Here is a 25,331-nt window from a genome sequence, read left to right on the forward strand (position 1 = left end):
CGATTTTTGGAGCAATACATGAGCGGCTTTTCCTGTGTGGTGATGGGCAATGAGTCCCTGCTGATCCAGTGTGCCGATCGCGTACTGCAAGGAGGGGACAGGATCGCAGCAGTGGTCACCCGCAACGCCGACATCCGGGCCTGGGCCGTGCACCAGGGCATTCCAGTGGAGGCTCCCGGTGAACGCCTGGGCGACCGACTGGCCGGCGTCCATTTCGACTGGCTGTTCAGCATCGCCAACTTGTCGGTCATTCCACGAGCCGTGCTGGACCAGGCAAGGCATGGGGCGATCAACTTCCATGATGGTCCCTTGCCGAAACACGCCGGCCTCAACGCACCGGTGTGGGCCATCCTGCAGGGCGAGAAGCGCCATGGCGTGACCTGGCACATGATCGAAGGTGGCATCGACGAAGGCGACATCGTCAAGCAGAAGCTGTTCGACATGGGTCCGAATGAAACGGCGCTCACTCTGAACACGCGCTGCTACGAAGCCGCCATGGAGAGTTTTGCCGAGCTGTTGACCGACCTGCGTGGCCCCGGTCTGAAGCGCGTGCCGCAGGACCTGAGCCAACGGAGCTACCACGCACGGCTGGACCGGCCCGCCGCCGCAGCCCGGCTGGATTTCACACAACCGGCCGCAGCGCTGGTGGCCCTGGTGGCCGCACTGGACCACGGCACGTACTGGAACCCGCTGTCCTGTCCGAAGCTGGAAGCCGGTGGCCGCGTACTGCTCGTCTCGCAAGCTGCCATCGAGGCCCAGGCTGGCAGCGCGGCGCCCGGTGAAGTGGTCGAGGCCACGCCGGCTGGCCTGGTCGTGGGCACCGCGTCGACACCAGTTCGCCTGACGGGTCTGCGCGACGAACATGGCCAGACCGTCTGTCCTTCGACCACTGCCAGGACAGGGGACCGCCTGCCATTGCTGGATGCGGGCACGGCGCAGGCCCTGACCGACGCCCTGGCACAGGTGGCAGCAGGTGAAGACATCTGGCGCCGCTGCCTGCAGACGCCGCAGGCCATTGATCTGCCCTCGACCGCCACCGCCTCTGGCCCGGCCGAGTGGCGACAGACCACCGTGAAGGCGCCCTCGGGACTTGCTGGCGACCGCCTGCTGGCGGCTGTGGCCGCCTGGGTGGCCCGCGTGAGTGGCAAGTCCGAATTTGATCTCGCCTACCGCGACGCAGCCGCACCGCGGGCGCCAGGGTACCTGTCGACCTGGGTACCGCTGCGTCTTTCCGCGGCAGGTGACACGCTTTTCTCTGCGTTCCACGAACAATGCGTCGAAGCCCTGGGCGAGGCGCGCCGCCATCCGGCATTCGCACTGGACCTGATGGCACGCGACCCGGCTATCAAAGGCCTTGCCGTGCCCCAGATCGGACTGTCACAGGACGCTGGCTGCATCGAAGGCTGCGCTGTCACGGTGCAGCTCGCCGCGGACGGCAACCTGACGCTGTGGCACGACGCCACGAAGCTGCCCGACGAAGCCGCCGCGCAACTCGTGCAGCGCCTGCTGAGTGTGCTGGAGGCGCTGGGCCATGAGCCGTCCTGGAGCACGCCCCTGGTACGCCTGCCCATCATGTCGCCGGCCGAGCGTGAGCAGGTGCTCTACGGCTGGAATGACACGGCCTGCAACTACGAGCGCCACACCTGCGTGCACCAGTTCTTCGAGGCACAGGTTCAGCGCACGCCGAAAGCCACTGCCGTCGTGTTCGAGGGCACAGCGCTGACCTACATGGAACTCAACGCCCGCGCCAACCGCGTGGCCCACCGCCTGCGCGGCATGGGTGTGAAGCCCGGTACCCTGGTGGGGCTCTACACGTCGCGCTCGCTGGAGTTGCTCATCGGCGCGCTTGCCATTCAGAAAGCCGGCGGTGCCTATGTGCCACTGGATCCGGCCTACCCCGCCGACCGCGTGGCGCTCTACATCGAGGACAGCGGTGCACCGGTGATCGTGTCGCAGTCGACCCTGGTGGCCAGCCTGCCCATCCACCAGGCACAGGTGCTGGTGATCGACCAGGACGCGCAGATCGCGGCCCAGCCGGACAGCAATCCCGACAGCAGAGTGCAATCGTCCGATATTGCCTACATGATCTACACCTCGGGCTCGACCGGTCGCCCCAAGGGCGTGATGGTCGAGCATCGCAACGTGGCCAACTTCTTTCGCGGCATGGACGACCGCATTCGCCACGACCCTCCAGGAGTGTGGCTGGCAGTCACAAGCCTGTCTTTCGACATCTCCGTGCTGGAGTTGTTCTATACCCTGGCACGCGGTTTCAAACTCGTGCTCTCGAGCGACGAGAACCGGGCGCTCGTGGCCAGCGGGCGCGCGCCCGTTTCGGCTCAGAAGATGGACTTCAGCCTCTACTACTGGGGTAATGACGACGGCGCCGGCCCCAGGAAATACGAGCTGCTGCTCGAAGGCGCCAAGTTCGCCGACCGCCATGGCTTCTGCGCCGTGTGGACGCCCGAACGCCACTTCCACGCCTTTGGTGGCCCCTACCCCAACCCGTCGGTTACCGGCGCGGCGGTGGCTGCCGTGACGCAGAACATTGGCGTGCGAGCAGGCAGTTGCGTAGGGCCCCTCCATCACCCGGCGCGCATCGCCGAAGAATGGGCCGTCATCGACAATCTCACCAATGGTCGTGCAGCGCTGGCGATTGCTTCGGGCTGGCAGCCTGATGATTTCGTGCTGCGTCCGCAAAACACGCCGCCGCACAACAAGAAGGCGATGTTCGACACCATCGATCAGCTGCGCAAACTCTGGCGTGGTGAAGCGGTGTCCTTCCCCACCGCCAGCGGCGAACCCTTTAACGTCGTCACGCAGCCGAGGCCAGTGTCCAAGGAGCTGCCGGTCTGGGTCACCACGGCCGGCAACCCCGAAACCTGGAAAGAAGCCGGCGCCATCGGCGCCAACGTGCTCACCCACCTGCTGGGGCAGACCGTGGACGAGGTCGGCAGCAAGATCAAGATCTACCACCAGGCTTTGCGCGACGCCGGCCACGACCCGGCGCAATTCACCGTCACGCTCATGCTGCACACCTACCTCGCCAGCGACCGCGAGAAGGCTCGCACGGTGGCGCGCGATCCCATGAAGGACTACCTGCGCAGCGCCGCCGGCCTCATCAAGCAGTATGCCTGGGCCTTCCCGGCATTCAAGAAACCCGCGGGTGTGAACAACCCGTTCGATCTCGACCTGCGCTCGCTCAACGACGAGGAAATGGACGCGATCCTCGACTTCGCCTTCCTGCGCTACTTCGAGGACTCCGGCCTGTTCGGAACCGTGGACGACTGCCTTGCCCGAGTCGAAGAACTCAAGCGCATTGGCGTGAGCGAGGTGGCCTGCCTGATCGACTACGGCATCCCCACCGAGCAGGTATTGGAGAGCCTGGTGCCGCTGGCCGAGGTGCTGCGTCGCACCAACCAGCCCACAACAGTGGCCGAAGACGACTTCTCCATCGCCGCGCAAATCCAGCGCCATGGCGTGACGCACCTGCAGTGCACCCCCAGCATGGCGCGCATGATTGCCATGAACGACGAGGCCCGGGTGGCGCTGGCCCAGGTGCAGCACCTCATGATTGGTGGCGAGGCCCTGCCCGGAACGCTGGTCGCTGAGTTGGGTCAGGTCACGAAAGCCTCCATCGAAAACATGTACGGCCCGACGGAGACCACCATCTGGTCGTCCACCGAAACCGCCAGCCCAACCGAGCCCGTGGTCAACATTGGCCGGCCGATTGCCAATACGCAGATGTACGTGCTCGATGACCACCAGCAGCCCGTCCCCGTGGGCGTGCCCGGCGAGCTCTACATCGGCGGCGACGGCGTCACGCGCGGCTACTGGCAGCGCGAGGACCTCACTGCTGAGCGCTTCCCGGCCGACCCCTTCGTCAAACCCGAGCACGCAGCCCCCGCCGGCGCACGCATGTACCGCACCGGCGACCTCGCACGCTGGCGCCCGGATGGCCGCATCGACTTCCTGGGCCGTGCGGACTTCCAGGTCAAGATCCGCGGCTACCGCATCGAGCTGGGCGAAATCGAGGCGGTGCTGGAGTCGGCCGACGGCGTGCGCCAGGCCGTGGTGGTGGCCCGCGAGGACCAACCCGGTGACGTGCGCCTGGTGGCCTACCTGCGGGCAGACCCAGGCTTCCCGGCTGAGGGACTGCGCGAGTGGACCGCCGAACGCCTGCCCGAACACATGCTGCCCGCGCACTTCATGACCGTGGACGAGTTTCCGCTCACACCCAACCGCAAGGTCGACCGCAAGGCCCTGCCTGCTCCCTCACAATCCATCCTGCGCGAACGCACCGAAGTCTTCGTTGCACCCGAGAACGAGATCGAGAGCAAGATTGCCGAAATCTGGTCGCGCGTGCTCGGCGTGCCGAAGATCGGCGCCAAGGACAACTTCTTCGCGCTGGGCGGCCATTCGCTGCTGGCGGTGCAGGCTCACCGCGAAATCAAGCAGGCCCTGAGCTCCACTCGCCTGAGCATCACCGACATCTTCCGGTTTCCCACGCTGGCAGCCCTGGCCGCTCACCTGGATGACAAGCCACGTGGCACACCAGAAGCGGTTGCGGAGTCCACCGAACGTGCGCAGATGCGCGCCGACGCCATGTCGCGCCGCCGGGCCATGCGGGCGGGCAAGCAGCCACAGGAATGATGGCCGCCATCGCCTGCGCCGAACCGTACTTGTCACTACACACCACGCTGCGCCAGAGTCTGGCCGACCGGCTGGGACCAGGTATTGGCATCGCTTGCACGGGCGTCGAGGGCGACCCCCGGCGCTTGTATCCCGAGGAATTCGCGGCCGTCAGCCGCGCCGTACCCCGTCGTCAGCGCGAGTTCGCAGCCGGCCGCGAGGCGGCCCGGCAAGCCATGGCACAGATCGGCTGGGCGCCCGTGGCCATCCCCAGCGCCCCTGACAGGTCGCCGGTCTGGCCTAAGGGCCTCGCTGGCTCGATCACGCACTCGGCCGGTGCTTGCGTAGCGGTCGTGTGTCCTCAATCACTTTGGCAGGCGGTCGGCATCGATCTGGAAGAGGACCAACCCATGGAGCCGGCGCTATGGGACACGATCTGCACGCCCGAAGAGGCTGCATTCGTGAACACCCAACCCGCCGTCCTGCGGGGCCGCTGGGTCACATGGCTCTTTTCAGCCAAGGAGGCGTTCTACAAGTGGCAGTACCCACAAACCCGGCACACTCTCGAATTTCAGGACGTGCGCGTCCTGCTGCCGCATATGGGCTTTCCGACAAACTTTCGAATCGTCCAGGCACGAACGGGCACAACGCCTGGCATCAGGGGGGAATGCCTGGCGCGTAATGGGCACCTTCTCACCTGGGTGATCGGCAACGTATGACATCAACACAGACCATCGACCTCATCCGAAAGACCTCTAGCGATGAGCGATGAAAACGACACATTGCTGCTGTACGCGCCCGTACCCCTGTACAGCAGCGAAAACGGCTACCTTCTTGAAGATCAGGCCTGCAATGGCTTGAGGTTGTGGGCCGAGAATTTCTCGCATGTGATTGTCATGTTCCCAGTCGAGCATGGTGTGGCACCACCGAGCTGGATTCCACTTCGAACAGCACAAGTGGACCTTTCGCGCGTGGAGGTGGTGAGTCTGCCGACGGCCTACCGGCTTGATCAATTTTTACGACACCAAGCCGCGATCCGGCGGCAAATCCGGGATCTCATCGACCGTGCGCGCTACCTGTCCTTCTCCATTGGCGGACTGATTGGCGATTGGGGTGCGGTGGCCGCAATGGAGGCGCACAGGAAGAAGCGGCGCTTCGCCATCTGGACAGACCGGGTGGAGTCCGAAGTGGTCCGGGAACAGGCGCATTCGGGCAAGACAGTAAAAAATAGGTGGGTGGCTGCGCTGACGCACAGGCCCATGGCGATGCTGGAGCGTGCCTTGATCCGCAGGGCCACTGTAGGCCTTTTCCACGGCGCGGAAACGTACGCCGCTTACGCACGTTACGCCGAAGCTGCAGAGATCGTGCATGACATCCATCTCAGCGAAAAGGATCGGATTCCGGCAACCGCACTGGCGGCCAAAATGGAAAGTGCAGCACAAGGCCCTTTTCGCATCTGCTATGTTGGACGCGCCGACGCCATGAAGGGGCCCAATGACTGGATTCAGGTCATGGTTGAGCTGAACAAGAGTGGGGTTGATTTCCAGGCAACTTGGCTGGGGGATGGGGAGGCACTTCCTGTCATGCGGGCCGAGGTCGCGCGCCATGGACTGGGAGACCGAGTAGAACTGCCTGGATTCGTGAGAGACCGCGCTGTGTTGCTGGATACGCTCCGTTGCTCACACGTGCTGGTCTTCTGCCACAAGACCCCCGAATCTCCGCGCAACCTTATTGAAGCCCTGGTATCTGGAACACCAATCATCGGCTACGACAGCCCTTTCCCGAGGGACCTCATTGCGTCGCATGGTGGCGGGGTTCTTACAGACCCGAACGACATCAGCGCTCTGGCCGCTGCGCTGGAGGCGCTGGCCCACGATCGCGCCCGACTGTGCTCCTTGATTGATCGGGCGACTCTGGATGGCGAACCGTTCAATGACGTAGCGGTGTTCAAACACCGTAGCGAGGTCATCCGAGCGCACCTGTGACCACCGATCCGTCGACATCTCAATGGGAGGCCGCATCTTCGGGCTTGAGCGCGGAGCACCTTGTTGAAATACCCGTAAGCAACTGGAAGCCCGGAGATCAGGCCAATCCAGAGCGCACAATTCAAGGCAGCGGATGTCCCAACGAATTCAACAAGGCCTTCATATCATCCAACTGCTGAAAACGCGTGGCGAACTTGCCCAGCAGGGAGCGCTTTAAAAATGGGAACCCAGCTTCTATCAGCTCCCTGGGGCGAAAGAGGCACAGATCGCTCTTCTCCCGCTGGATGCTGCACCAATAGGCGCCTACGTCAAAATGACGCGCGAGCATTCGCGTTAGCCGGGTTTCCTGAAGCAGGATGACGGATTCGATGTCGTTGTAGGCCCATGACATGGACATGGAGGGGGCGGCAGCCTGCAATACATCCATTTGCAGGTTTTTGATAACGAAGGCGTAGGACTGGACGTGGTTTTCTTCCGTAGCCCGCGTGGCATTGGCGGTAAATCCAGTCACCCTCCACGGAGCTGCCTGGATGAACGGCTCCAATGGAGCGAATGGCCCGAAGATCGAATCGTTCATGAACAGCACGTCCGCGCCTGGCGACCACAGTACCAGCTCGCTCAGACCCAGCGCATAGGCCGAGAAGTCATACCCCGGCATATCTTTCCAGTACAGTGCGTCACAGCGTGCGCGAAGCTCGTCAAGAACCGCATGGCCGTCCGGGCAAGCGCAGATCACCATCAGGCTCGCGCGCTCGGCGGCGAGCCGGTCGAGCGTGAACCGGTGCCCTGCGGTCAGTTGCCCGTCCGGCAAGTAGACAAAATATGCCAGCCAACGAGTCTGTGGCGATGCAGGCACCAGTGTCTTCCAGCTTGGGAAAGCACCTCGAAACAGGCGAGCCATCCAGCGGCGGCCAACAATGCTCAAGCGAGCCTGGCTAGGCTTGTAGGTCCATAGGGTCTGGGCCCCATTGACCGGGTTGATCAACAACTCATCAGTAGGCATTTCGTCCTGTCAATGCGCCCAAAGTGCGCAAAAGAATGGTGAAGTCAAGCCAGAGGGACCAGTTATTGATGTATTCGATATCGGCCTCCACGCGATGCTGCATCTGCTCTATGTCGGTAGTCTCGCCTCTCAAGCCGCGCACCTGGGCCAGGCCGGTGATGCCTGGCTTGATGTTGTGGCGGGCGAAGTAGCTGTTGATGCGCTGGGAGTACTCCATGTCGTGCTGCACAGCGTGGGGCCGCGGCCCCACGAGCGACATCTCGCCACGAAGCACGTTGATCAGTTGCGGAAGCTCATCAAGGCTGGTCCTGCGCAGAATGGCCCCTACACGGGTTACTCGCGGGTCATCGCGAGAAGCCTGCTTTATCTGGCCGCCGGCGCTCGCATGGACGTACATGCTGCGAAATTTCCAGATGCTGAAGGTCTTGCCGCTCCAGCCATTGCGTGCTTGCTTGAAGAACACCGGCCCCCGGCTGTCGAGCTTGATGGCCACAGCGATGATCAGCAGGAGTGGAGAGACGGCCAGAAGTATGAGAGCAGAAAGCACGAAATCCTCGCATGCCTTAAACAGCCGTCGGGTTCCGGTCAGAGGGGTTTCAGATAGCGTAAGCACCGGCAGGCCAGCGATTTCGCGCACGCTGTGATTGACCAGCAGCATCGAGTAGATGTCAGGGACCCAATGAACCGCCACGTGCTTGTCCAGCAGATTGAAGTACATGCCCTCGATCAGGTCGGACGCATCCAGTGGAATCGCGAAGTACACCGTGTCGATGTCATGCTGATCGATGATCTTGAGCATTTCTTCGAAGGGGCCAATCACGCTCGACTCCTGAAGGCTGCCAAAATCCGATGGCTCCTGCATTCTGTTCATGGCGCCGTCTGGACGCCCAGGCTCGCTGTGTGGCAGAGCCAGGCAACCAATCACCCGCTGACCCAGCCAGGGGTTGTTGGAGATCTTGTTCTGCAGGTAGCGGGCGAGCCGGCCGGTGCCGACGATCAGCACGCTGTCTGGTTCGACGGCGCGACGCATGAAACGAATCTGCAGTTCCCGAAAGCCCATGTGTAGGACGATCTGGACGAAAAAGCCCAATACGTACAACTTGCCGACCATGAGGCGGGAGTAGACGTCGGTCTGTTTGGCGGCGAATCCAACCAGCAGAAGGAAGGCAAACACCAAGGTCCAGGCCTTGAACAGGTTGAGGGCCTTACGGGTGCGATTGCTGTTGCTGCGGTACAGGCCGAACTGGTCATAGGCAACCGCCATGCCACCGAGCAGCAGCAGCAGCAGCACCGTGTAATCGGCGTTGAGTGGCCCCACGTGCTGCCGGATCAGGTAATAGGCCAGGCCCATGACGGCGGCCGCATCGAACACGGCCTGCGCGGCAGTCGAGATGCTGCTGCGGCGCTTGAGGATGGAGCGGGGTGGCCGAGAAAGTAAAGCCATGACAGTCAGTATAGAGGCGCTGATCGGGTCTCTTTGGGCAATCCCTGATGCTCAATATCCTGGCCGAGCAGTCGTTCGCCAGTTCCGTGAAGTTTTACTGGTGCTACCATGAAGCACCGTGTTTGTTGCCAAAAGCCCTATCCATCTGTGAGAACGGGATCAGGACCAATACCGAAATGGTTCCCACTTCCGGGAGTTTCATCATGATCAACCCCATTGACCGCGAAGCGCTTCGTGCCCAAGTTCGAACTGCGAATCCGTTCCCATTCTTTGCCATCGACAATTTTCTCGAACCCGAGTTCGCGGAGGACGTGCATGCGGCATTTCCAAGCTTCGAGGAGGTGTCGCGGCTTGGACACAAGTTCACTGCAGTGAACGAAAAGAACAAGGTCCAAGTCACCGATTCAAGCCTCTTTCCAGCCCCCATACACGCTCTGCATACTCAACTGGCAGCACCTGAATTTCTGGAGCTCGTGTCTTATGTGATGGATATTCCCCGCCTCATAGCCGATCCCGAACTCGCAGGCGGCGGCATTCACGAAACGGGCCCCAGAGGGCACCTCGATGTCCATGTCGATTTCAACTACCTCCCGGATCGACAGCTTCATCGGCGCTTGAACATTCTTGTGTATTTCAACAAGGACTGGCAAAGCAAGTGGGGAGGGGAAATCGAGCTTTGGGACAAGGACGTGAAAACTTGCCATCACGCGTTTATGCCGATCTTCAACCGCTGCGTGGTCTTCGAGACCTCAAATATCAGTTTTCATGGCGTCGCGGCAGTGCGTTGTCCAGAGGGCGCCGTGCGCAAAAGCTTTGCAGCCTACTATTACACGAAGGAAGCTCCTGCCCACTGGACCGGTGATGTGCATTCGACGATTTTCAAGGCGCGTCCCGACGAGTACTTCAAAGGCAAGATCGCCATGCCCGTCGAGCAGGCCGCACGCAGCCTTCAGGAGGGCTGGCGCGGTGTAAAGCAGGGCATCAAGGGCGTTCTCGGCAAAAACGGCTGAGCCGCATTCCGCGCCACCCTGTCTTCACGGTGCCTGCCTCACTCCGGTCTTGGGGTATCGGGTGACAACCTCCCAGACCACTTCCTGCATGACTCGCGCCGCCGCTTCGGAGGGAGCATCGGCCTGAGATCCATCGGCCCGTAACAAACGGTGCGGTAATCCTATGGGGTTGCGGTGGTACAGGACCGCGTAGTGGGTCAATGCCACGAGGTAACTGCCCAGGTCACTGGCATGGATCATGTCCTGCTTTCCATCCGGTGCGCGATGGAAAAGGTCCTCTCGTGCGCTCAGGCCAGGTAGCCCTCCAGCTTGCTCCACGCGTCGAACAAATGCAGCCATCACCTGCCCGGCCGGAATGACGTACACAGGCCCTCCAGTGTCGCCATGGGCCAAGCCCTGGGCCAGCAGCACGCCCTCCCAATAGGCACCCAGATCGCGATCCAGGCGAGTCAACCAACCATCGGGGTCGTCGAGCGGATGCCACGTCTCGTACAAGTAAACGCGTATGGCAGGGTTGGCATTCCGGGCGTCGCGCGCCCAACGGCGGACGTACTCCGGACTGTCGAAATACTTGATGGCGTCCTTGATCTCGACCGACTCGGTCAAGACGAGAGCATCGAAGCTGCCGCTGGCAATCGCGGCCTTGGCGTCCTGGTATCTGTCGTGCGCGTTCTCGACCTCGGAGCCCTTGACTGGGATGTCAGGCTCCCAATGGGACTGCAAGCTGGCACCCCAACCCAGTTGGGATCGATGATCATGACCGGCCCCCGCAAGTTGCTCCAGCATCGACGGAATGTTCTTGCCAACCAGGCTGTGCCCAATATGAAAGACACGCAAGGGCTTCTCCGGAGCTGGCAGCGGCTCAGCATAGAGCTGTGCCAGCGCTGCCGGGTCCAGAGTCTTTTGCGAGCCGCAGGCGCCAAGAAGCAGCACCAAAGCGTATTTCAGGACACGGTTCATCTTCTTGTTCAACGGATTAACTTAGAAGTGGTCTGTGCTCTGCCCAAGTTTGAGTTGGCAGCCTGCAAACTGCTGCCAACTTGCTCCAAGCCCGCATGTGCCATGGTTCTCGGTCGAACACTGCTTGCCTTATTCATGGTACCTCCTTGTCGGAAGGGCCGAGCCAATCAAAAGCGAAAAGCGGAAGTCTGGATTCTCCCTCTGGGGCATCAAAAATGATATGTCCACCGGACCGGGTCAACTCCAGGGTGACCATCATGCTGCGCCCGTGCCGCTCAGCGCCCGATCGCCAGGTAATCGATTCCCATTCCGCGCACCAGCGCCGGGTCATAGAGGTTGCGACCATCAATGATCAGTGGTTGCTTCAGACGCTGCTTGATCAGGTCGAAGTCCGGGCTGCGGAACTCCTTCCACTCGGTGACGATGACCAGCGCATCCGCATCCTCCAGGGCTTCGTTGGGCGTTTTGGCGTAGCGGATGCGCGGCTCTTTGCCCAGTACGCGCTGGGCTTCGTGCATGGCCACGGGATCGTAGACGGTGGCAGTGGCGCCCGATGCCAGAAGATCGGCGATCAACTCGAGGCTGGGGGCCTCGCGCATGTCGTCGGTGTTGGGCTTGAAGGCCAAACCCCACACCGCGAAGTGCCGGCCTTCGAGGTCTTCACCGAAGCGCTGCTTGACCTTGCGTCCCAGCACGTGCTTTTGTGCGTCGTTGGCGGCCTCCACCGCGGTCAACACTTTCAGGTCGAGTCCCCCCTGATCGGCCGCAGTCTTGATGAGCGCCTTCACGTCCTTGGGAAAGCACGAACCGCCGTAGCCAGCGCCCGGGTACAGGAAGTGGTGACCGATGCGCGGGTCGGAGCCCATGCCCTGGCGCACCATTTCAATGTCGGCACCCAGCACCTCTGCCAGGTTGGCCAGTTCGTTCATGAAGCTGATGCGCGTGGCGAGCATGGCGTTGGCCGCGTACTTGGTGAGTTCGGCGCTGCGCACATCGGTGACGATGAGGCGTTCGCGGTTGCGCTGGAAGGGCGCGTAGATGGCGCGCATGAGGTGGACGGCCTGTTCGTCGCTGGCGCCAACGATGATGCGGTCGGGTCGCATGAAATCCTCAACTGCGGCGCCCTCTTTCAGAAACTCGGGGTTGGACACAACCGCATACGGTGTTTGCACACCGCGCTTGCGCAACTCATCCGCGATCGCTTCCTGCACCCGGTCGGCCGTGCCTACCGGCACAGTGCTTTTGTCGACCACCACCTTGTAGTCGGTCATGAGGCGGCCAATGTTGCGCGCCGCAGCCAGAACGTACTGCATGTCGGCAGAGCCATCTTCATCGGGCGGGGTACCCACGGCAATGAACTGGATGGTGCCGTGGTGCACCGCGCGCGCCACATCGGTGGTGAAGCGCAAGCGCCCGGCGGCCACGTTGCGCTGGACCATCTCCTGCAGACCCGGCTCGAAAATGGGAATCCCACCCTCTTCCAGGACGCGGATCTTGTCCGGATTCACGTCGAGGCACAACACGTCGTTGCCCACCTCCGACAGACAGGCACCGCTGACCAAGCCCACATACCCAGTTCCCACCACTGTGATTTTCATGATGTCGCGTCCGATGGCTGCCTGAGCCTGCTGTGTAAAGCTCGAATCATAGCCGCGGGCTATCCGGCTTCCGGGCCCTCCCGCCATGGACGGAGGCGCCCGTATTGCTCCCATGCTGGCTGCTCTGCACGGCCTCACGGTCCCAATGCGGTCGCGCCGGCCATTCGGCGGACCGACCGCTAAAATGCCCCTTGCTCCAGCCCCTCAACCCAGGAACCTCAGCATGTCCCTCTTCTCCGCCGTCGAAATGGCACCGCGCGACCCGATTCTGGGTCTGAACGAGCAGTTTGCCGCCGACACCAACCCCAACAAGGTCAACCTCGGCGTGGGCGTCTATTTCGACGACAACGGCAAACTGCCCCTGCTGCAATGCGTGCAGGCCGCCGAGAAGACCATGATGGACAAGCCATCGGCACGCGGCTACTTGCCCATCGATGGCATCGCGGCCTACGACGCGGCCGTCAAGGGACTTGTCTTTGGCAGCGAGTCCGAGCCGGTGAAGTCGGGTCGCGTGGCCACGGTACAGGCCATCGGCGGTACCGGTGGCCTCAAGATCGGCGCCGATTTCCTCAAACGCCTCAACCCGGGCGCCACCGTGCTCATCAGCGACCCGAGTTGGGAGAACCACCGCGCGTTGTTCACCAACGCCGGCTTCAAGGTCGACACCTACGCCTACTACGACGCCGACAAGCGCGGCGTCAACTTCGACGGCATGCTCGCCAGCCTGAACGCGGCCGCACCCGGTACCATCGCTGTGCTGCATGCCTGCTGCCACAACCCCACCGGCTACGACATCACCGCCGCGCAGTGGGACGAGGTGATTGCTGCTGTCAAGGCCCGTGGCCTGACACCTTTCCTCGACATGGCCTACCAGGGCTTTGGCCACGGCATCGCCGAGGACGGCGCCGTCATCGCCAAGTTCGTCGCGGCTGGCCTCACCTTCTTTGTCTCCACCTCCTTTTCCAAGAGCTTCAGCCTGTACGGCGAACGCGTGGGGGCGCTGTCGGTGCTGTGTGAGAACGCCGAAGAGGCCTCGCGCGTGCTGTCTCAACTCAAGATCGTGATCCGAACCAACTATTCCAACCCGCCGATTCATGGTGGTGCGGTGGTCGCCGCGGTGCTCAACAACCCGGAGTTGCGCGCCCTCTGGGAGAAGGAACTGGGCGAGATGCGCGTGCGCATCAAGGCCATGCGCCAGAAGCTCGTGGACGGGCTCAAGGCAGCCGGCGTGAAACAGGACATGGGCTTCATCACCAGCCAGATCGGCATGTTCAGCTATTCGGGCCTGAGCAAGGATCAGATGGTGCGTCTGCGCACCGAATTCGGCGTGTATGGCACCGACACCGGCCGCATGTGCGTGGCCGCGCTCAACAGCAAGAACATCGACTACGTGTGCAAGGCGATTGCCAGGGTGGTCTGAGGCGGCTGATTTCCCGTGCGACAAGCCGGCCCGCGTGGCCGGCTTTTTCGTGGGCTCATCCCCACATGACCGATCGCATCGAGATCGACGCGCCCTGAAAGCCCTGGTTGAATGAGCGGGGCTCTTCGCCGGCATCTGCGGCGCCTGCCGCGTACAGCAGCGGCAGATAGTGTTCCCAGCTCGGATGGGCCATCTGCGCGACAGCACCGAGTTGCTGGAACGCGTGCAGCGCCTCCAGGCGGCCCTGCGCGATGTGGTCGGCCATGGTCTGGTCGAACTCGATCGCCCAGTCATAGGCCTGGTTATCTGCGGCGTCACGGCGCATGGCCCGCAGGTTGTGAACGATGTTGCCGCTACCCACGATCAGCACGCCGCGCTCGCGCAACTGCGCGAGCTGGCGTCCGATGTCGAAGTGCTCGGCCGCTGGCCGGCGGTAGTCCATGCCAAGCTGGATCACCGGGATGTCTGCTTCGGGAAACATCGGCTTGAGCACTGACCAGGCGCCGTGATCCAGACCCCAGTCGCCCGCGTCCAGACCCAGCGCGTCGCCCGAGTCCGGCTGCCGCACCGCCGCGCTGATGGCGCGCGACATCTCCGGTGAACCCGGCGCAGGGTACTGCTGATCGAACAGGGCCTGTGGAAACCCGCCAAAGTCATGGATGGTGCGGGGATTGCTCATGGCCGTCAGTTGCCAGCCCAGAGTCAGCCAGTGCGCCGAAACGCACAGGATCAGATGCGGTTGCGTGCCGCGCGAACGCAGCTCCTGGCCCAGCGCCTGCCAGCTGCGCCGCCACGGGTTGTCTTCGATGGCGTTCATGGGACTGCCATGCCCCAGAAACAGCACCGGCAGGCGCTCTGTGGCCGGCAGAACCCTGGCCAGGTCGGCAAGCTGATCTGCAGCTGGGCTCGACGAAGTTGCAGCGGTGGCTAAGGCGTTCATGCAGGTTCCTGCCGGTGATGGCGGTGAGGACCGGACACGCCTGCAACAGCGGGCGGCACGGGCGTGGGACGGATGGAAGGTCGGCCGCATCCGACGACCGAGCGATGTACTGGCCGGATTCTTTCACGAAGGCGACAGAAGCCCTGGAATGTTAGGTGTTTTCACCCTGACGACGCCAGGCGCATACTGCTATATTGCACCGCAACATAACGAAATCGTACGCCCATGCTTTACCAGATTTACGAAACCCAGCGCTCCATCATGGAACCGTTTGCGGACCTGGCCGAAGTGGCTGCCAAGCTCTACAACAACCCGATGCTGCCGCTGGCGCAGTTGCCCGGTGCGCAGCGCATCGCCGCCGGCTACGACCTGATGCACCGCCTGGGCAAGGACTACGAGAAGCCCGAGTTCGGCATTCACACGGTGAACGTGGACGGCGTCAACGTGGCCATTCACGAGCGTGTCGAAATCGACAAGCCCTTCTGCGAGCTGCGCCGGTTCAAGCGTTTCTCGGACGACACCGGTACCCTCGCCAAGCTCAAGGGGCAGCCCGTGGTACTGATCGTCGCCCCGCTCTCGGGCCACTACGCCACACTGCTGCGCGACACCGTGCGCACCATGCTCAAGGACCACAAGGTCTACATCACCGACTGGAGGAACGCCCGCCTCGTACCCCTGTCCGAGGGCGAGTTCCACCTGGACGACTACGTCAACTATGTACAGGAGTTCATCCGCCATCTGCAGCAGGGTTACGGCAACTGCCATGTGATCAGCGTCTGCCAGCCCACCGTGCCGGTGCTCGCCGCTGTCTCGCTCATGGCCAGCCGCGGAGAGACCACGCCACTGTCCATGACCATGATGGGTGGCCCGATCGACGCGCGCAAGTCCCCCACTGCGGTGAACAACCTGGCCACACAGCGCAGCCACGAGTGGTTCGAGAACAACGTGATCTACCGCGTGCCGGACAACTTCCCCGGCGCGGGTCGGCGCGTCTACCCGGGCTTTCTGCAGCACACCGGTTTCGTGGCCATGAACCCTGACCGCCACGCGTCGAGCCACTACGACTACTTCAAGGACCTGATCAAGGGCGACAACGAAAGCGCCGAGAGCCACCGCAAGTTCTACGACGAGTACAACGCCGTGCTCGACATGGACGCCGACTACTACCTCGAGACCATCGAGACCGTCTTCCAGGCGTTCAAGCTGGTCCACGGCACCTGGTATGTGAAGAACGAAGCCGGCGAACTCGAGCTCGTGCGTCCGCAGGACATCCAGCGCACCGCCCTGCTCACGATCGAGGGCGAGCTCGACGACATTTCCGGCTCGGGCCAGACCGCAGCCGCGCACGAACTGTGCACCGGCGTGCCCAGGACACACCAGATGCACTACGAGGCGCAGGGTGCCGGCCACTACGGCATCTTCAGCGGCCGGCGCTGGCGCGACCTGGTACACCCCGTGGTCAAGAGCTTCATCCGGGCCCACCAGCCCGCAACAGGGGCCAAAGCCGCGACCACGGCCACGGTCCGGACGTCAGCGGCCAAGGCGCCCCGAGCGGCCGCAAAGACCCCCGGCGCGGCACGCAAGACGGCGCCCCGCAAATCGACCCGCGCCTGAAGGACGCGCGCGCCAGCGCGCGAGGCGCCGGTATATTCATCGGCATGAACGAACTCGCCCGGCGCATCGATGCCGCCTTGCCGCAAACGCAGTGCACGCGCTGCGGCTACCCGGATTGCGCGAGCTATGCACAGGCCGTCGCGGCCGGCGAGGCCGGCATCAACCAATGCCCGCCAGGCGGCGCCGAGGGCGTGGCCCGCCTTGCTGCGATCACCGGTTTGCCCGAACGTCCACTGGACCGTTCCTGTGGCATCGAAGGCCCTCTGACCGTGGCCGTGATCGATGAAGACTGGTGCATCGGCTGCACACTCTGCATCAAGGCCTGTCCGACCGATGCCATCGTCGGCATCTCCCGACGCATGCACACGGTGGTCGAGCCCTACTGCACCGGCTGCGAACTCTGTCTGCCGGTGTGCCCGGTGGACTGCATCTCGCTGGAGATCGTGAGCGGCGATCGCACCGGGTGGCAGGCCTGGACCGAAGACCAGGCGCGCCAGGGCCGCGAGCGCTACGCCAGCCGGCAACTGCGGCTGGCGCGCGAGCTGGTGGAGAACCAGGTGCGGCTGGAAGCCAGGGCGAGTGAGAAGCTGGCCGATCTGGCCGAGCATTCACACATCACCGACGCAGCAGCACTGGAGAAGAAGCGCGCGGTGATCGAAGCCGCCCTCGCCCGCTCGCGAGCCCGGCGCGCGAACACGGACGGCTGACCCCTGAAATCAGGCGGGCTGGCGCGCAGCCACTGTCTTGTAGACGCCGCAGCCGACGTACAGGTCGTCGACCTTCACCACGTAGGACATCTTGGCCTGGATCGCACCGCTGACAGGATTGGCAATGTCGTATTCGACCCAGCCGTCACCCAGCTCGGCCTGCGCGACGATGGCGTCGAGCAATGCCTGCCCGTCCACGCCGGGAATGTCCTGCACGCGGCTGCCGACCTTTTCGGGCTTGCCTCCAAACGCGCGGTAGACCCCCGCACCATCGAGCGCGAACACATACATGTCGCGGTCATGGAAGCCGTTCGAAGGGTTGGTGATGTCGCGCACAAAGGTCTCGCGAGCCCGCTGCCCGCGCATCGCCCGCGCACGACTCACCAGCTCCATGGCCTCTTCGGCCGTGCCCTGCTGAAGCGCGAAGGACGACACCGCCCGGGAAAGATGCGCCGCGCGCTGTTCGAGCTGCTCGGCCTGAGTCACCGCACGTTCCACCATCTGCGCATTGCGCTGGGTGATCTGATCGAGCTGGGTCACGGCCGATGAAATCTCGCTCAGGCCGGTGCTCTGCTCGGCACTGGAAGCGGATATGAGAGACATGTTGGCCGCCACACTGCGCACACCGGAGACGATCTGGCTCATGCTGTTGCCTGCCGTGCGGATCTGGCCCACGCTCGCCTCCACCTGGCTGCGGGACGCCTCGATGAGTTCGCGGATCTCCCGGGCCGAGGCGGACGAGCGTTGCGCCAGCGTGCGCACCTCGTTGGCCACCACGGCGAAGCCGCGCCCTTGCTCGCCAGCACGCGCGGCTTCCACCGCGGCGTTGAGCGCCAGGATGTTGGTCTGGAAGGCGATGCTGTCGATCACACCGATGATGTCGTTCATCTGCTGGGCGCTCTTCTGGATGCCTTCGACCGACTCCACCGCCCGCCCCATGGACTGCGCACCCGACTCCGCCACATCGCGCACCTGCGCGGCCTGCTGATCAGATTCACCCGCTGTGTGGGCATTCTGTCGCACCGTGCCCGAGAGCTCGTGCACGCTGGCCGCGGTCTGCTCCAGATTGGCTGCCTGTTGCTCGGTGCGATCGGCCAGATCCCGGTTGCCCGCGGCCAGGCTCTTGCCAGCGTGCGCCACCAGCGCCGAGTTGCTGCGCACCTCGGCCACCATCGAGGAAAGCTGGCCATTGGTGCGGTCCAGCAACCGAGCCAGGTCGGCCAGTTCGTCGCCCCCATGCGACTGCACCGTCGACCTCAGATTGCCTGAAGCGGTCTGTTCCATCGCAGCAAGCACCTGGCGGAAATCGCGCTGGAAGCTGGCATAGAAGCACAGCATGAGATAGGCCAGGCAGCCCAGCCCCACCAGGGTTACCCAGGTGGCGCCAACGGTCTGCTGTTCAAGGAACCCCCATGTGATGGCGGGCGGGAGCACGGCAGCCGCCGCCAGGAGGCCCAGCTTGGCACGCAGACGCAGGCGCCGCATCAGCCAGATGCCGGCCGACAAAGGATGAAGTGCGGACATGACTGAACTGCTCCTGTAAATCTACAACGGGCTATCGGCCTTGCAGCTCGCACCTTGAGCCGGGAGAACCCTGTTTCAGTGCATTCCGGTGATGCCCGACTGGTTGGCCTCGAAATGCCGGAACAACTGCACGGCCATCAGGCGCAGGGTGTCGTCGGCCATGTTGTGGGCGTGGGAAAGCTGCTCCAGCGCGTAGCGCCGGTCGCAGATCATCAACGCGCGGCTCACGCACATGCCCCGGCTCGACATGCGCAGACAGAACGGCTCCAGCAGTTCGACGGGCCAGGCGGGCGCCATGTGGCGTTCGCGCCAGGCGGACGCGCTGGGGGCTTCTTTCGATGGCTGGCCAGGGAACGGGTGCATGGCGAACTCCTGCAACAAGGGAACGCGGGCCACGCCGGCAGGCACGGCCCTCTCATGCCACAAGATTACGTTCTCCGCCGGCACGCCAGTGGGCCGAACAAGGCCCGAAAAGGCGCCCTCCTCCGGTCTTCGCCCCAGGCGGCGGCGTTCAGGCGGTCGCGCCGGCCAGACGGGAAAAAGCCTTCACCACTTCGGCTGGAGCCTGCACCAGCTCGATCAGCACACCCTCTCCCGCGATCGGAAACTCGTCGCTCGCCTTGGGATGCAGGAAGGTGATGTCGAAACCTGACGCACCCTGTCGTATGCCCCCCGGCGCGAAACGCACACCACGGGCCGTGAGCCAGTCCACCGCCGCGGGCAAATCATCGATCCACAACCCGACATGGTTGAGTGGCGTGGCGTGCACCGCAGGTTTCTTCTGCGGGTCCAGCGGCTGCATCAGGTCGACCTCGACCTTGAACGGCCCGCTGCCGATGGCGCAGATGTCCTCGTCCACGTTCTCGCGCTCGCTGCGGAAGCTGCCGGAGAGTTCCAGGCCCAGCATGTCGACCCAGAGGGTCTGCAACCGTTGCTTGTCCAGGCCACCAATGGCGATCTGCTGCACGCCGAGCACACGGAAGGGGCGGGAGGAAACAGTCATGTTCAGTGAATGCCTTGGGTGAAGTGGGCCGCCGGTTCGAGCGACCAGACGGTCGCTGGCGGCAGGTTGGCCCAGACGGTGGAGACGCGCCGCCAGCGCCAGCCGGTGGGCAGTTGATCGAAGGGCCGCACATGGCGCGCGGCATAGGTGTACTGCAGCAACCGCGCGTTGGGCATGCGTTCCAGCAGAGCCAGCATGGCCGTGACGCAATGGCGACCCTCTTGGCGCGGCATGGACATCAGCGGCAGCGAAGACACCAGCATCACCGAGGCCGCCGGCGGCAGTGGCAGCAGGTCAAGCCGGGTGGCACAGGCGTGCAGCACCTCGGCACCAGCAAAGCGCTCACGAAGGTGTCGCACCAGCCCCAGGTCGCGCTCGACCACAAAGAAACGATCGGGCGGCGGCCCCACCACCGCCAGTTCCTGGGTGATGGCACCAGTGCCAGCGCCGACCTCCACCAGCAACTCGGGCCCGACGCGGGCCACTTCGCCAGCAATGGCCTGAGCGAGGGCTCTGGATGCGGGCGCAATGGCCCCCATCCGCCTGGGGTTTCGCACCCAGGCCAGCGCAAAAGCCAGACCACTGGGACCCTGACCGCGTTCGTCTGCCATGTGCGCCGCTCCATGAAGCCGTGGAGTCCGCAGGGTAACCGAGTACGGCCGGCTTGTCGCGTCAGCGAGTGCAACGGCCAGCGAGCCCGCCAACCCCTTCATTCGAACTCGACGATGGGCTGATCCACCACCAGTGACTCGCCCTTGCCCGCCAGCACCTTGGCCACGACACCATCGGCCGCCGCGAACAGCACGTTCTCCATTTTCATGGCCTCGATCACCGCGACGCGTTCACCGGCCTGCACCTTCTGCCCCACCTGCACCGCCACGTCCACCAGCAGGCCGGGCATGGGCGAGAGCACGTATCGGCTCATGTCCGGAGGTGCCTTGAACGGCATGAGCGCATGCAGCTCGGCCATGCGGGGCGAAACCACCATGGCTTCGATGCGCGTGCCGTTGTGCTGCACCACCAGCGCCAGTGGATTGCGTGGCGTGCCGCGTTCGAGTTGCGCCGTAAATGGCCTGCCGTTGCACTCGCCGTTGATCACCACGTCGTTCAGCCGGGAGGGACTCTGGATGCCGTAGCGCCGGTCGCCGACGCTGACCACCGCCGCGCCAATCTGACCCAGGATCTCGTCCACGTGCACGCGCACTTGCCGGTGTTCACCGGCCTTGTCCAGCACGATCACGGTGTAGTCGTGTCCCACCTTTACACCGTATCCGGGCAATTGACCGCTCAGACCGGCCGCGCGCTCACGGCTCTTGCGCCGCACGAAGGCCGCCAGCGCCACCAGGAAGTCGGGGTCGTCATGCGGCACGTCCTCGGCACGGAAACCCTGCGCGTAGTGCTCGGCGATGAAGCCGGTATTGAAGTCGCCCGCAACGAAGCGGGGGTGCGCCAGCAAGGCCGCCTGGAACGGAATGTTGCTCTGCACGCCACGGATCACGAAACCGTTGAGGGCTTCGCGCATCTTCGCAATCGCCTCGTTGCGGTCTTTGCCATGCACGATGAGCTTGGCGATCATCGAGTCGTAGTACATCGGGATTTCGCCACCGTCCTGCACGCCGGTGTCCACACGAACGCCCAGGCGATCCACTGTGTTGGCCTGCCACATGGACTGCGGCGGCGGCGTGAAGCGCACCAGCCGCCCCGTGCTGGGCAGGAAGTTGCGGAACGGATCCTCGGCGTTGATGCGGCATTCGATCGCCCAGCCCTCGCGCTTTACCCCGGCCTGTGTCAACGGCAACGGCTCGCCAGCGGCCACGCGGATCATCAGCTCCACCAGGTCCAGCCCGGTGATGCATTCGGTGACCGGGTGCTCCACCTGCAGGCGGGTGTTCATCTCCAGGAAATAGAAGTCCTGGTCCTTGCCGACCACAAACTCCACCGTGCCCGCGCTCTGGTACTTCACGGCCTTGGCAAGGGCCACGGCCTGCTCTCCCATGGCCTTGCGGGTGGCCTCGCTGATGAAGGGCGACGGTGCCTCTTCGATCACCTTCTGGTGGCGGCGCTGGATCGAGCACTCGCGCTCGTTCAGGTAGATCACGTTGCCGTGCGAGTCGCCCAGCACCTGGATCTCGATGTGGCGCGGCTCCTGGACAAACTTCTCCATGAAGACGCGGTCGTCGCCGAAGCTGTTGCGTGCTTCGTTGCGGCAGCTCGTGAAGCCCTCATGGCACTCCCTGTCGCTGAAGGCCACGCGCAAGCCTTTTCCGCCGCCGCCTGCGCTGGCCTTGATCATCACGGGATAGCCGATTTTTTGCGCGATGGTCACTGCCTCTTCGGGCGACTGGATCGGCTCGTTGTGGCCCGGAATGGTGCTGACCCGGGCCTCGTTCGCCAGCTTCTTGGACGCGATCTTGTCGCCCATGGCCGCAATCGAATAATGCTTGGGACCGATGAAGACCAGGCCAGCCTCCTCCACCTTGCGCGCAAAGTCTTCATTCTCGGAGAGGAAGCCGTAGCCCGGATGGATGGCCTCGGCGCCCTTCTCTCTGGCGGCCGCAATGATGGCGTCGCCCAGCAGGTAGCTCTCGCGCGAGGGTGGCGGACCCAGGCGCACGGCCTCGTCGGCCATCTGCACGTGGCGCGCTTCCTTGTCGGCGTCGGAGTACACCGCCACGGTGGCGATGCCCAGCTTCTTCGCGGTGGCGATGACGCGGCAGGCGATCTCGCCGCGGTTGGCAATCAGGATCTTCTTGAACATTTCAACGTCCTTTGCATTCAATGCCGGAACACGTCCGGCGCGACATTCCAGAAGTGCCGCGGAACCGGCTTTGCCGGGCCGCTGGCACTGCCCCCTTGAGGGGGTGACGCGCGAAGCGCGGCGCGGGGGTGGACTCTTTCACAGCGGAATGTTTCCGTGCTTGCGCCACGGGTTCTCAAGCTTCTTGTCCTTCAGCATCACCAGTGAACGGCAGATGCGCTTGCGTGTCTCGTGCGGCAGGATCACGTCGTCGATGAAGCCGCGCGCGCCGGCCACGAACGGGTTGGCAAAACGGGCCTTGTACTCCGCCTCCCGCTGCGCGAGCTTGGCCGGGTCCTTCTTCTCCTCGCGGAAGATGATCTCCACCGCGCCCTTGGCGCCCATCACGGCGATCTCGGCGTTGGGCCAGGCAAAGTTCACGTCGCCGCGCAGGTGCTTGGAACTCATCACGTCGTAGGCGCCGCCGTAGGCCTTGCGCGTGATCACGGTGATCTTGGGCACGGTGCATTCGGCGTACGCATAGAGCAGCTTGGCGCCGTGCTTGATGATGCCGCCGTATTCCTGCGAGGTGCCGGGCATGAAACCGGGCACGTCGACGAAGGTGACCACCGGGATGTTGAAGGCGTCGCAGAAGCGCACGAAGCGCGCCGCCTTGATGCTCGACTTGATGTCCAGGCAGCCCGCCAGCACCAGCGGCTGGTTGGCCACGATGCCGACCGTCTGCCCGTTCATGCGGGCAAACCCGATCAGGATGTTCTTCGCGTACTCGGGTTGCAGTTCGAAAAAATCGCCGTCGTCCACCGTCTTGACGATCAGCTCCTTCATGTCATAGGGCTTGTTCGGATTCTCGGGCACCAGCGTGTCCAGACTCAACTCCATGCGGTCGATCGGGTCTCCGCTGGGGCGAACGGGCGCCTTTTCCCGGTTGCTCAGTGGCAGGTAGTTGTAGAGCCGGCGCAGCATCAGCAACGCCTCCACGTCGTTCTCAAAGGCCAGGTCGGCCACGCCGCTTCGGGTGGTGTGCGTGATGGCACCGCCCAGCTCTTCGGACGTCACCTCCTCGTGCGTCACGGTCTTCACCACCTCGGGCCCGGTCACGAACATGTAGCTCGAGTCCTTGACCATGAAGATGAAATCGGTCATGGCAGGCGAATACACCGCGCCGCCGGCGCTGGGGCCCATGATCATGCTGATCTGCGGCACCACGCCGCTGGCCATCACGTTGCGCTGGAACACGTCGGCATACCCGCCGAGCGAGGCCACGCCTTCCTGGATGCGGGCGCCTCCCGAGTCGTTCAGGCCGATCACCGGCGCACCGACCTTCATCGCCTGGTCCATCACCTTGCAGATCTTCTCGGCGTGTGCCTCTGAAAGTGCGCCACCGAACACGGTGAAGTCCTGGCTGAAGACGAACACCAGGCGGCCGTTGATCATGCCGTAGCCGGTGACGACGCCATCGCCCGGGATCTTGTTGTCCTGCATGCCGAAATCGGTGCAGCGGTGCTCGACGAACATGTCCCATTCCTCGAAGGTGCCTTCGTCCAGCAGCACCTCCAGGCGCTCGCGCGCGCTCAGCTTGCCCTTGGCGTGCTGTGCGGCGATGCGCTTCTCGCCGCCACCCAGGCGGGCGGCGGCGCGCTTCTTCTCAAGTTGTTCCAGGATGTCCTGCATGGTCGTGTGCTCCAGAAGGGATGCGGTTTCAGTCAAAAAGGTCGAGCAGGCGGCGTGCCGCGGTGGAAGCAGGCAACTGCCCCGCGAGCACCTGCTGCGTGACGCCGTCGAGTTGGCCGCGCACCTGGGAATGCGCGCGGAATCGTTGCTTCAGGCCGGCGTCGATGCGCTCCCACATCCAGGCGCGGGCCTGCTGCTGGCGCTGTGCGGCAAGCCTGCCGTTGCCGGTCTGCAGCCTCCGGAACCGGGAGACTTCGGCCCAGAAGGCGTCCACCCCGCGCCCGAGCAGCGCACTGAGCTGGATCACCTGCGGGTGCCAGATGGTTTCGTTGTGGTGGGCGTGTTCGGGGTGGCCCTGCAGGCCCAGCAAGCGCAATGACGAGGTGATCTGCGCGCGTGCGCGGGTGGCAGCGTCCGGGTCCAGGTCGGCCTTGTTGATGACAACCAGATCGGCCAGCTCCATCACGCCCTTCTTGATCGCCTGCAGGTCGTCACCCGCGTTGGGCAGCTGCATCAGCACGAACATGTCGGTCATGCCGCTGACGGCCGTTTCGCTCTGGCCCACGCCCACGGTTTCGACGATCACGATGTCGTACCCCGCCGCCTCGCACACCAGCATGGCCTCGCGCGTCTTCTCGGCCACACCGCCCAGCGTGCCGCTGCTCGGGCTGGGGCGGATGTAGGCCTGCTCGTGCACCGAGAGCTTTTCCATCCGTGTCTTGTCACCCAGGATGGAGCCACCCGACACCGTGCTGGATGGATCGACCGTAAGCACCGCCACGCGATGGCCCTGCTCGATGAGGTACAGACCCAGCGCCTCGATGAAGGTGCTCTTGCCCACGCCAGGCACGCCGCTGATGCCCAGGCGGAACGCCTTGCCGGTGTGCGGCAGCAAGGCGGTAAGCAACTCGTCGCCCTGCGCGCGGTGGTCTGCGCGGGTGGATTCGAACAGCGTGATGGCCTTGGCCATGGCGCGGCGCTGGGGCATCGCCTGGCCATGCACGATGTCGTGAACAAGTCCTTCGATAGGAACAGGACGAGCGGTTCGGGCTGACTCGGGCGCAA

19 protein-coding genes are annotated in these 25,331 nt (G+C 63.8%); 7 read left to right on the plus strand and 12 right to left on the minus strand.

The window, feature by feature from the left end; translation table 11 throughout:
* The first annotated feature begins 18 nt into the window (after positions 1-18).
* The 3 genes from K5880_RS19875 to K5880_RS19885 are packed head-to-tail and all read left to right on the plus strand — an operon-like array spanning position 19 to position 6,614.
* Complete coding sequence (locus K5880_RS19875; protein WP_297656528.1) at positions 19-4,650, plus strand: MupA/Atu3671 family FMN-dependent luciferase-like monooxygenase; 4,632 nt, start codon at positions 19-21, stop codon at positions 4,648-4,650.
* On the plus strand, positions 4,647-5,348 hold the full coding sequence (locus K5880_RS19880; RefSeq protein WP_297656530.1) for a 4'-phosphopantetheinyl transferase superfamily protein: 702 nt from the start codon (positions 4,647-4,649) through the stop codon (positions 5,346-5,348). Before K5880_RS19875 ends, K5880_RS19880 begins: the two co-directional genes overlap by 4 nt.
* A 42-nt stretch (positions 5,349-5,390) precedes the next feature.
* Positions 5,391-6,614, plus strand: a complete 1,224-nt coding sequence (locus tag K5880_RS19885) for a glycosyltransferase (protein ID WP_297656534.1) — start codon at positions 5,391-5,393, stop codon at positions 6,612-6,614.
* A gap of 121 nt (positions 6,615-6,735) precedes the next feature.
* Here the strand turns inward: K5880_RS19885 and K5880_RS19890 are convergent, their stop codons facing one another.
* Both K5880_RS19890 and K5880_RS19895 read right to left on the minus strand, forming a co-directional pair.
* A complete protein-coding gene (locus K5880_RS19890) occupies positions 6,736-7,617 on the minus strand; it encodes a rhamnan synthesis F family protein (protein WP_297656537.1) in 882 nt (293 codons plus the stop codon).
* Entirely contained in the window at positions 7,607-9,061 is a 1,455-nt protein-coding gene (locus tag K5880_RS19895) for an undecaprenyl-phosphate glucose phosphotransferase (RefSeq protein ID WP_297656540.1), read from the minus strand. Before K5880_RS19895 ends, K5880_RS19890 begins: the two co-directional genes overlap by 11 nt.
* 203 nt (positions 9,062-9,264) lie before the next feature.
* On the opposite strand from K5880_RS19895, the gene K5880_RS19900 reads away from it, so the two are divergent.
* The gene (locus K5880_RS19900) at positions 9,265-10,071 is read left to right on the plus strand and encodes a 2OG-Fe(II) oxygenase (protein WP_297656542.1); all 807 of its coding nucleotides are present in this window, start codon (positions 9,265-9,267) and stop codon (positions 10,069-10,071) included.
* Positions 10,072-10,095: 24 nt separating this feature from the next.
* Here the strand turns inward: K5880_RS19900 and K5880_RS19905 are convergent, their stop codons facing one another.
* Together K5880_RS19905 and K5880_RS19910 are read right to left on the minus strand one after the other, a co-directional pair.
* Positions 10,096-11,043 carry a hypothetical protein gene (locus tag K5880_RS19905; RefSeq protein WP_297656545.1) on the minus strand — a complete coding sequence of 316 codons (948 nt, stop codon included), beginning with the start codon at positions 11,041-11,043 and terminating at the stop codon, positions 10,096-10,098.
* Between the two features lie 263 nt (positions 11,044-11,306).
* Positions 11,307-12,629 (minus strand): UDP-glucose/GDP-mannose dehydrogenase family protein, encoded by a 1,323-nt coding sequence (locus K5880_RS19910; RefSeq protein ID WP_297656548.1) that lies wholly within the window; start codon positions 12,627-12,629, stop codon positions 11,307-11,309.
* Between the two features lie 223 nt (positions 12,630-12,852).
* On the opposite strand from K5880_RS19910, the gene K5880_RS19915 reads away from it, so the two are divergent.
* Positions 12,853-14,049, plus strand: coding sequence for an amino acid aminotransferase (locus tag K5880_RS19915; protein WP_297656551.1), 1,197 nt, complete (start codon positions 12,853-12,855; stop codon positions 14,047-14,049).
* A gap of 55 nt (positions 14,050-14,104) precedes the next feature.
* On the opposite strand, the gene ygiD is transcribed toward K5880_RS19915, so the two are convergent.
* A complete protein-coding gene (gene ygiD, locus K5880_RS19920; RefSeq protein WP_297656554.1) occupies positions 14,105-14,989 on the minus strand; it encodes a 4,5-DOPA dioxygenase extradiol in 885 nt (294 codons plus the stop codon).
* Between the two features lie 225 nt (positions 14,990-15,214).
* Between ygiD and phaZ the strand changes: the two genes are divergently transcribed.
* Together phaZ and rsxB are read left to right on the plus strand one after the other, a co-directional pair.
* The gene (gene phaZ, locus K5880_RS19925) at positions 15,215-16,603 is read left to right on the plus strand and encodes a polyhydroxyalkanoate depolymerase (RefSeq protein WP_297656557.1); all 1,389 of its coding nucleotides are present in this window, start codon (positions 15,215-15,217) and stop codon (positions 16,601-16,603) included.
* 44 nt (positions 16,604-16,647) lie between these two features.
* Entirely contained in the window at positions 16,648-17,310 is a 663-nt protein-coding gene (rsxB, locus tag K5880_RS19930; RefSeq protein ID WP_297656560.1) for an electron transport complex subunit RsxB, read from the plus strand.
* Between the two features lie 9 nt (positions 17,311-17,319).
* Here rsxB and K5880_RS19935 read toward each other — a convergent pair whose 3' ends face one another.
* The 7 genes from K5880_RS19935 to meaB all read right to left on the minus strand — a co-directional run bounded on the left by K5880_RS19935 (position 17,320) and on the right by meaB (position 25,293).
* A complete protein-coding gene (locus K5880_RS19935) occupies positions 17,320-18,834 on the minus strand; it encodes a methyl-accepting chemotaxis protein (RefSeq protein ID WP_297656563.1) in 1,515 nt (504 codons plus the stop codon).
* A gap of 75 nt (positions 18,835-18,909) precedes the next feature.
* Complete coding sequence (locus K5880_RS19940) at positions 18,910-19,197, minus strand: hypothetical protein (protein WP_297656565.1); 288 nt, start codon at positions 19,195-19,197, stop codon at positions 18,910-18,912.
* Between the two features lie 148 nt (positions 19,198-19,345).
* Positions 19,346-19,837, minus strand: a complete 492-nt coding sequence (locus K5880_RS19945) for a VOC family protein (RefSeq protein WP_297656568.1) — start codon at positions 19,835-19,837, stop codon at positions 19,346-19,348.
* Between the two features lie 2 nt (positions 19,838-19,839).
* Positions 19,840-20,448, minus strand: a complete 609-nt coding sequence (locus K5880_RS19950; protein WP_297656571.1) for a methyltransferase — start codon at positions 20,446-20,448, stop codon at positions 19,840-19,842.
* 98 nt (positions 20,449-20,546) lie between these two features.
* Complete coding sequence (locus K5880_RS19955) at positions 20,547-22,595, minus strand: acetyl/propionyl/methylcrotonyl-CoA carboxylase subunit alpha (RefSeq protein WP_297656575.1); 2,049 nt, start codon at positions 22,593-22,595, stop codon at positions 20,547-20,549.
* Positions 22,596-22,733: 138 nt separating this feature from the next.
* Entirely contained in the window at positions 22,734-24,266 is a 1,533-nt protein-coding gene (locus K5880_RS19960) for an acyl-CoA carboxylase subunit beta (RefSeq protein ID WP_297656578.1), read from the minus strand.
* 28 nt (positions 24,267-24,294) lie between these two features.
* Positions 24,295-25,293, minus strand: coding sequence for a methylmalonyl Co-A mutase-associated GTPase MeaB (gene meaB, locus K5880_RS19965; protein ID WP_297656674.1), 999 nt, complete (start codon positions 25,291-25,293; stop codon positions 24,295-24,297).
* Positions 25,294-25,331: the final 38 nt, after the last annotated feature.

It is taken from the genome of Hydrogenophaga sp. (assembly GCF_025699295.1).
Classification (GTDB): Bacteria; Pseudomonadota; Gammaproteobacteria; order Burkholderiales; family Burkholderiaceae_C; genus Hydrogenophaga.

Bases quoted from the DNA above. Each gene is read 5' to 3' on its own strand.
- K5880_RS19875 (WP_297656528.1), top strand. From the start codon at position 19: ATGAGCGGCTTTTCCTGTGTGGTGATGGGCAATGAGTCCCTGCTGATC.
- K5880_RS19880 (WP_297656530.1), top strand. From the start codon at position 4,647: ATGATGGCCGCCATCGCCTGCGCCGAACCGTACTTGTCACTACACACC.
- K5880_RS19885 (WP_297656534.1), top strand. From the start codon at position 5,391: ATGAGCGATGAAAACGACACATTGCTGCTGTACGCGCCCGTACCCCTG.
- K5880_RS19890 (WP_297656537.1), bottom strand. From the start codon at position 7,617: ATGCCTACTGATGAGTTGTTGATCAACCCGGTCAATGGGGCCCAGACC.
- K5880_RS19895 (WP_297656540.1), bottom strand. From the start codon at position 9,061: ATGGCTTTACTTTCTCGGCCACCCCGCTCCATCCTCAAGCGCCGCAGC.
- K5880_RS19900 (WP_297656542.1), top strand. From the start codon at position 9,265: ATGATCAACCCCATTGACCGCGAAGCGCTTCGTGCCCAAGTTCGAACT.
- K5880_RS19910 (WP_297656548.1), bottom strand. From the start codon at position 12,629: ATGAAAATCACAGTGGTGGGAACTGGGTATGTGGGCTTGGTCAGCGGT.
- K5880_RS19915 (WP_297656551.1), top strand. From the start codon at position 12,853: ATGTCCCTCTTCTCCGCCGTCGAAATGGCACCGCGCGACCCGATTCTG.
- ygiD (WP_297656554.1), bottom strand. From the start codon at position 14,989: ATGAACGCCTTAGCCACCGCTGCAACTTCGTCGAGCCCAGCTGCAGAT.
- phaZ (WP_297656557.1), top strand. From the start codon at position 15,215: ATGCTTTACCAGATTTACGAAACCCAGCGCTCCATCATGGAACCGTTT.
- rsxB (WP_297656560.1), top strand. From the start codon at position 16,648: ATGAACGAACTCGCCCGGCGCATCGATGCCGCCTTGCCGCAAACGCAG.
- K5880_RS19935 (WP_297656563.1), bottom strand. From the start codon at position 18,834: ATGTCCGCACTTCATCCTTTGTCGGCCGGCATCTGGCTGATGCGGCGC.
- K5880_RS19940 (WP_297656565.1), bottom strand. From the start codon at position 19,197: ATGCACCCGTTCCCTGGCCAGCCATCGAAAGAAGCCCCCAGCGCGTCC.
- K5880_RS19945 (WP_297656568.1), bottom strand. From the start codon at position 19,837: ATGACTGTTTCCTCCCGCCCCTTCCGTGTGCTCGGCGTGCAGCAGATC.
- K5880_RS19950 (WP_297656571.1), bottom strand. From the start codon at position 20,448: ATGGCAGACGAACGCGGTCAGGGTCCCAGTGGTCTGGCTTTTGCGCTG.
- K5880_RS19955 (WP_297656575.1), bottom strand. From the start codon at position 22,595: ATGTTCAAGAAGATCCTGATTGCCAACCGCGGCGAGATCGCCTGCCGC.
- K5880_RS19960 (WP_297656578.1), bottom strand. From the start codon at position 24,266: ATGCAGGACATCCTGGAACAACTTGAGAAGAAGCGCGCCGCCGCCCGC.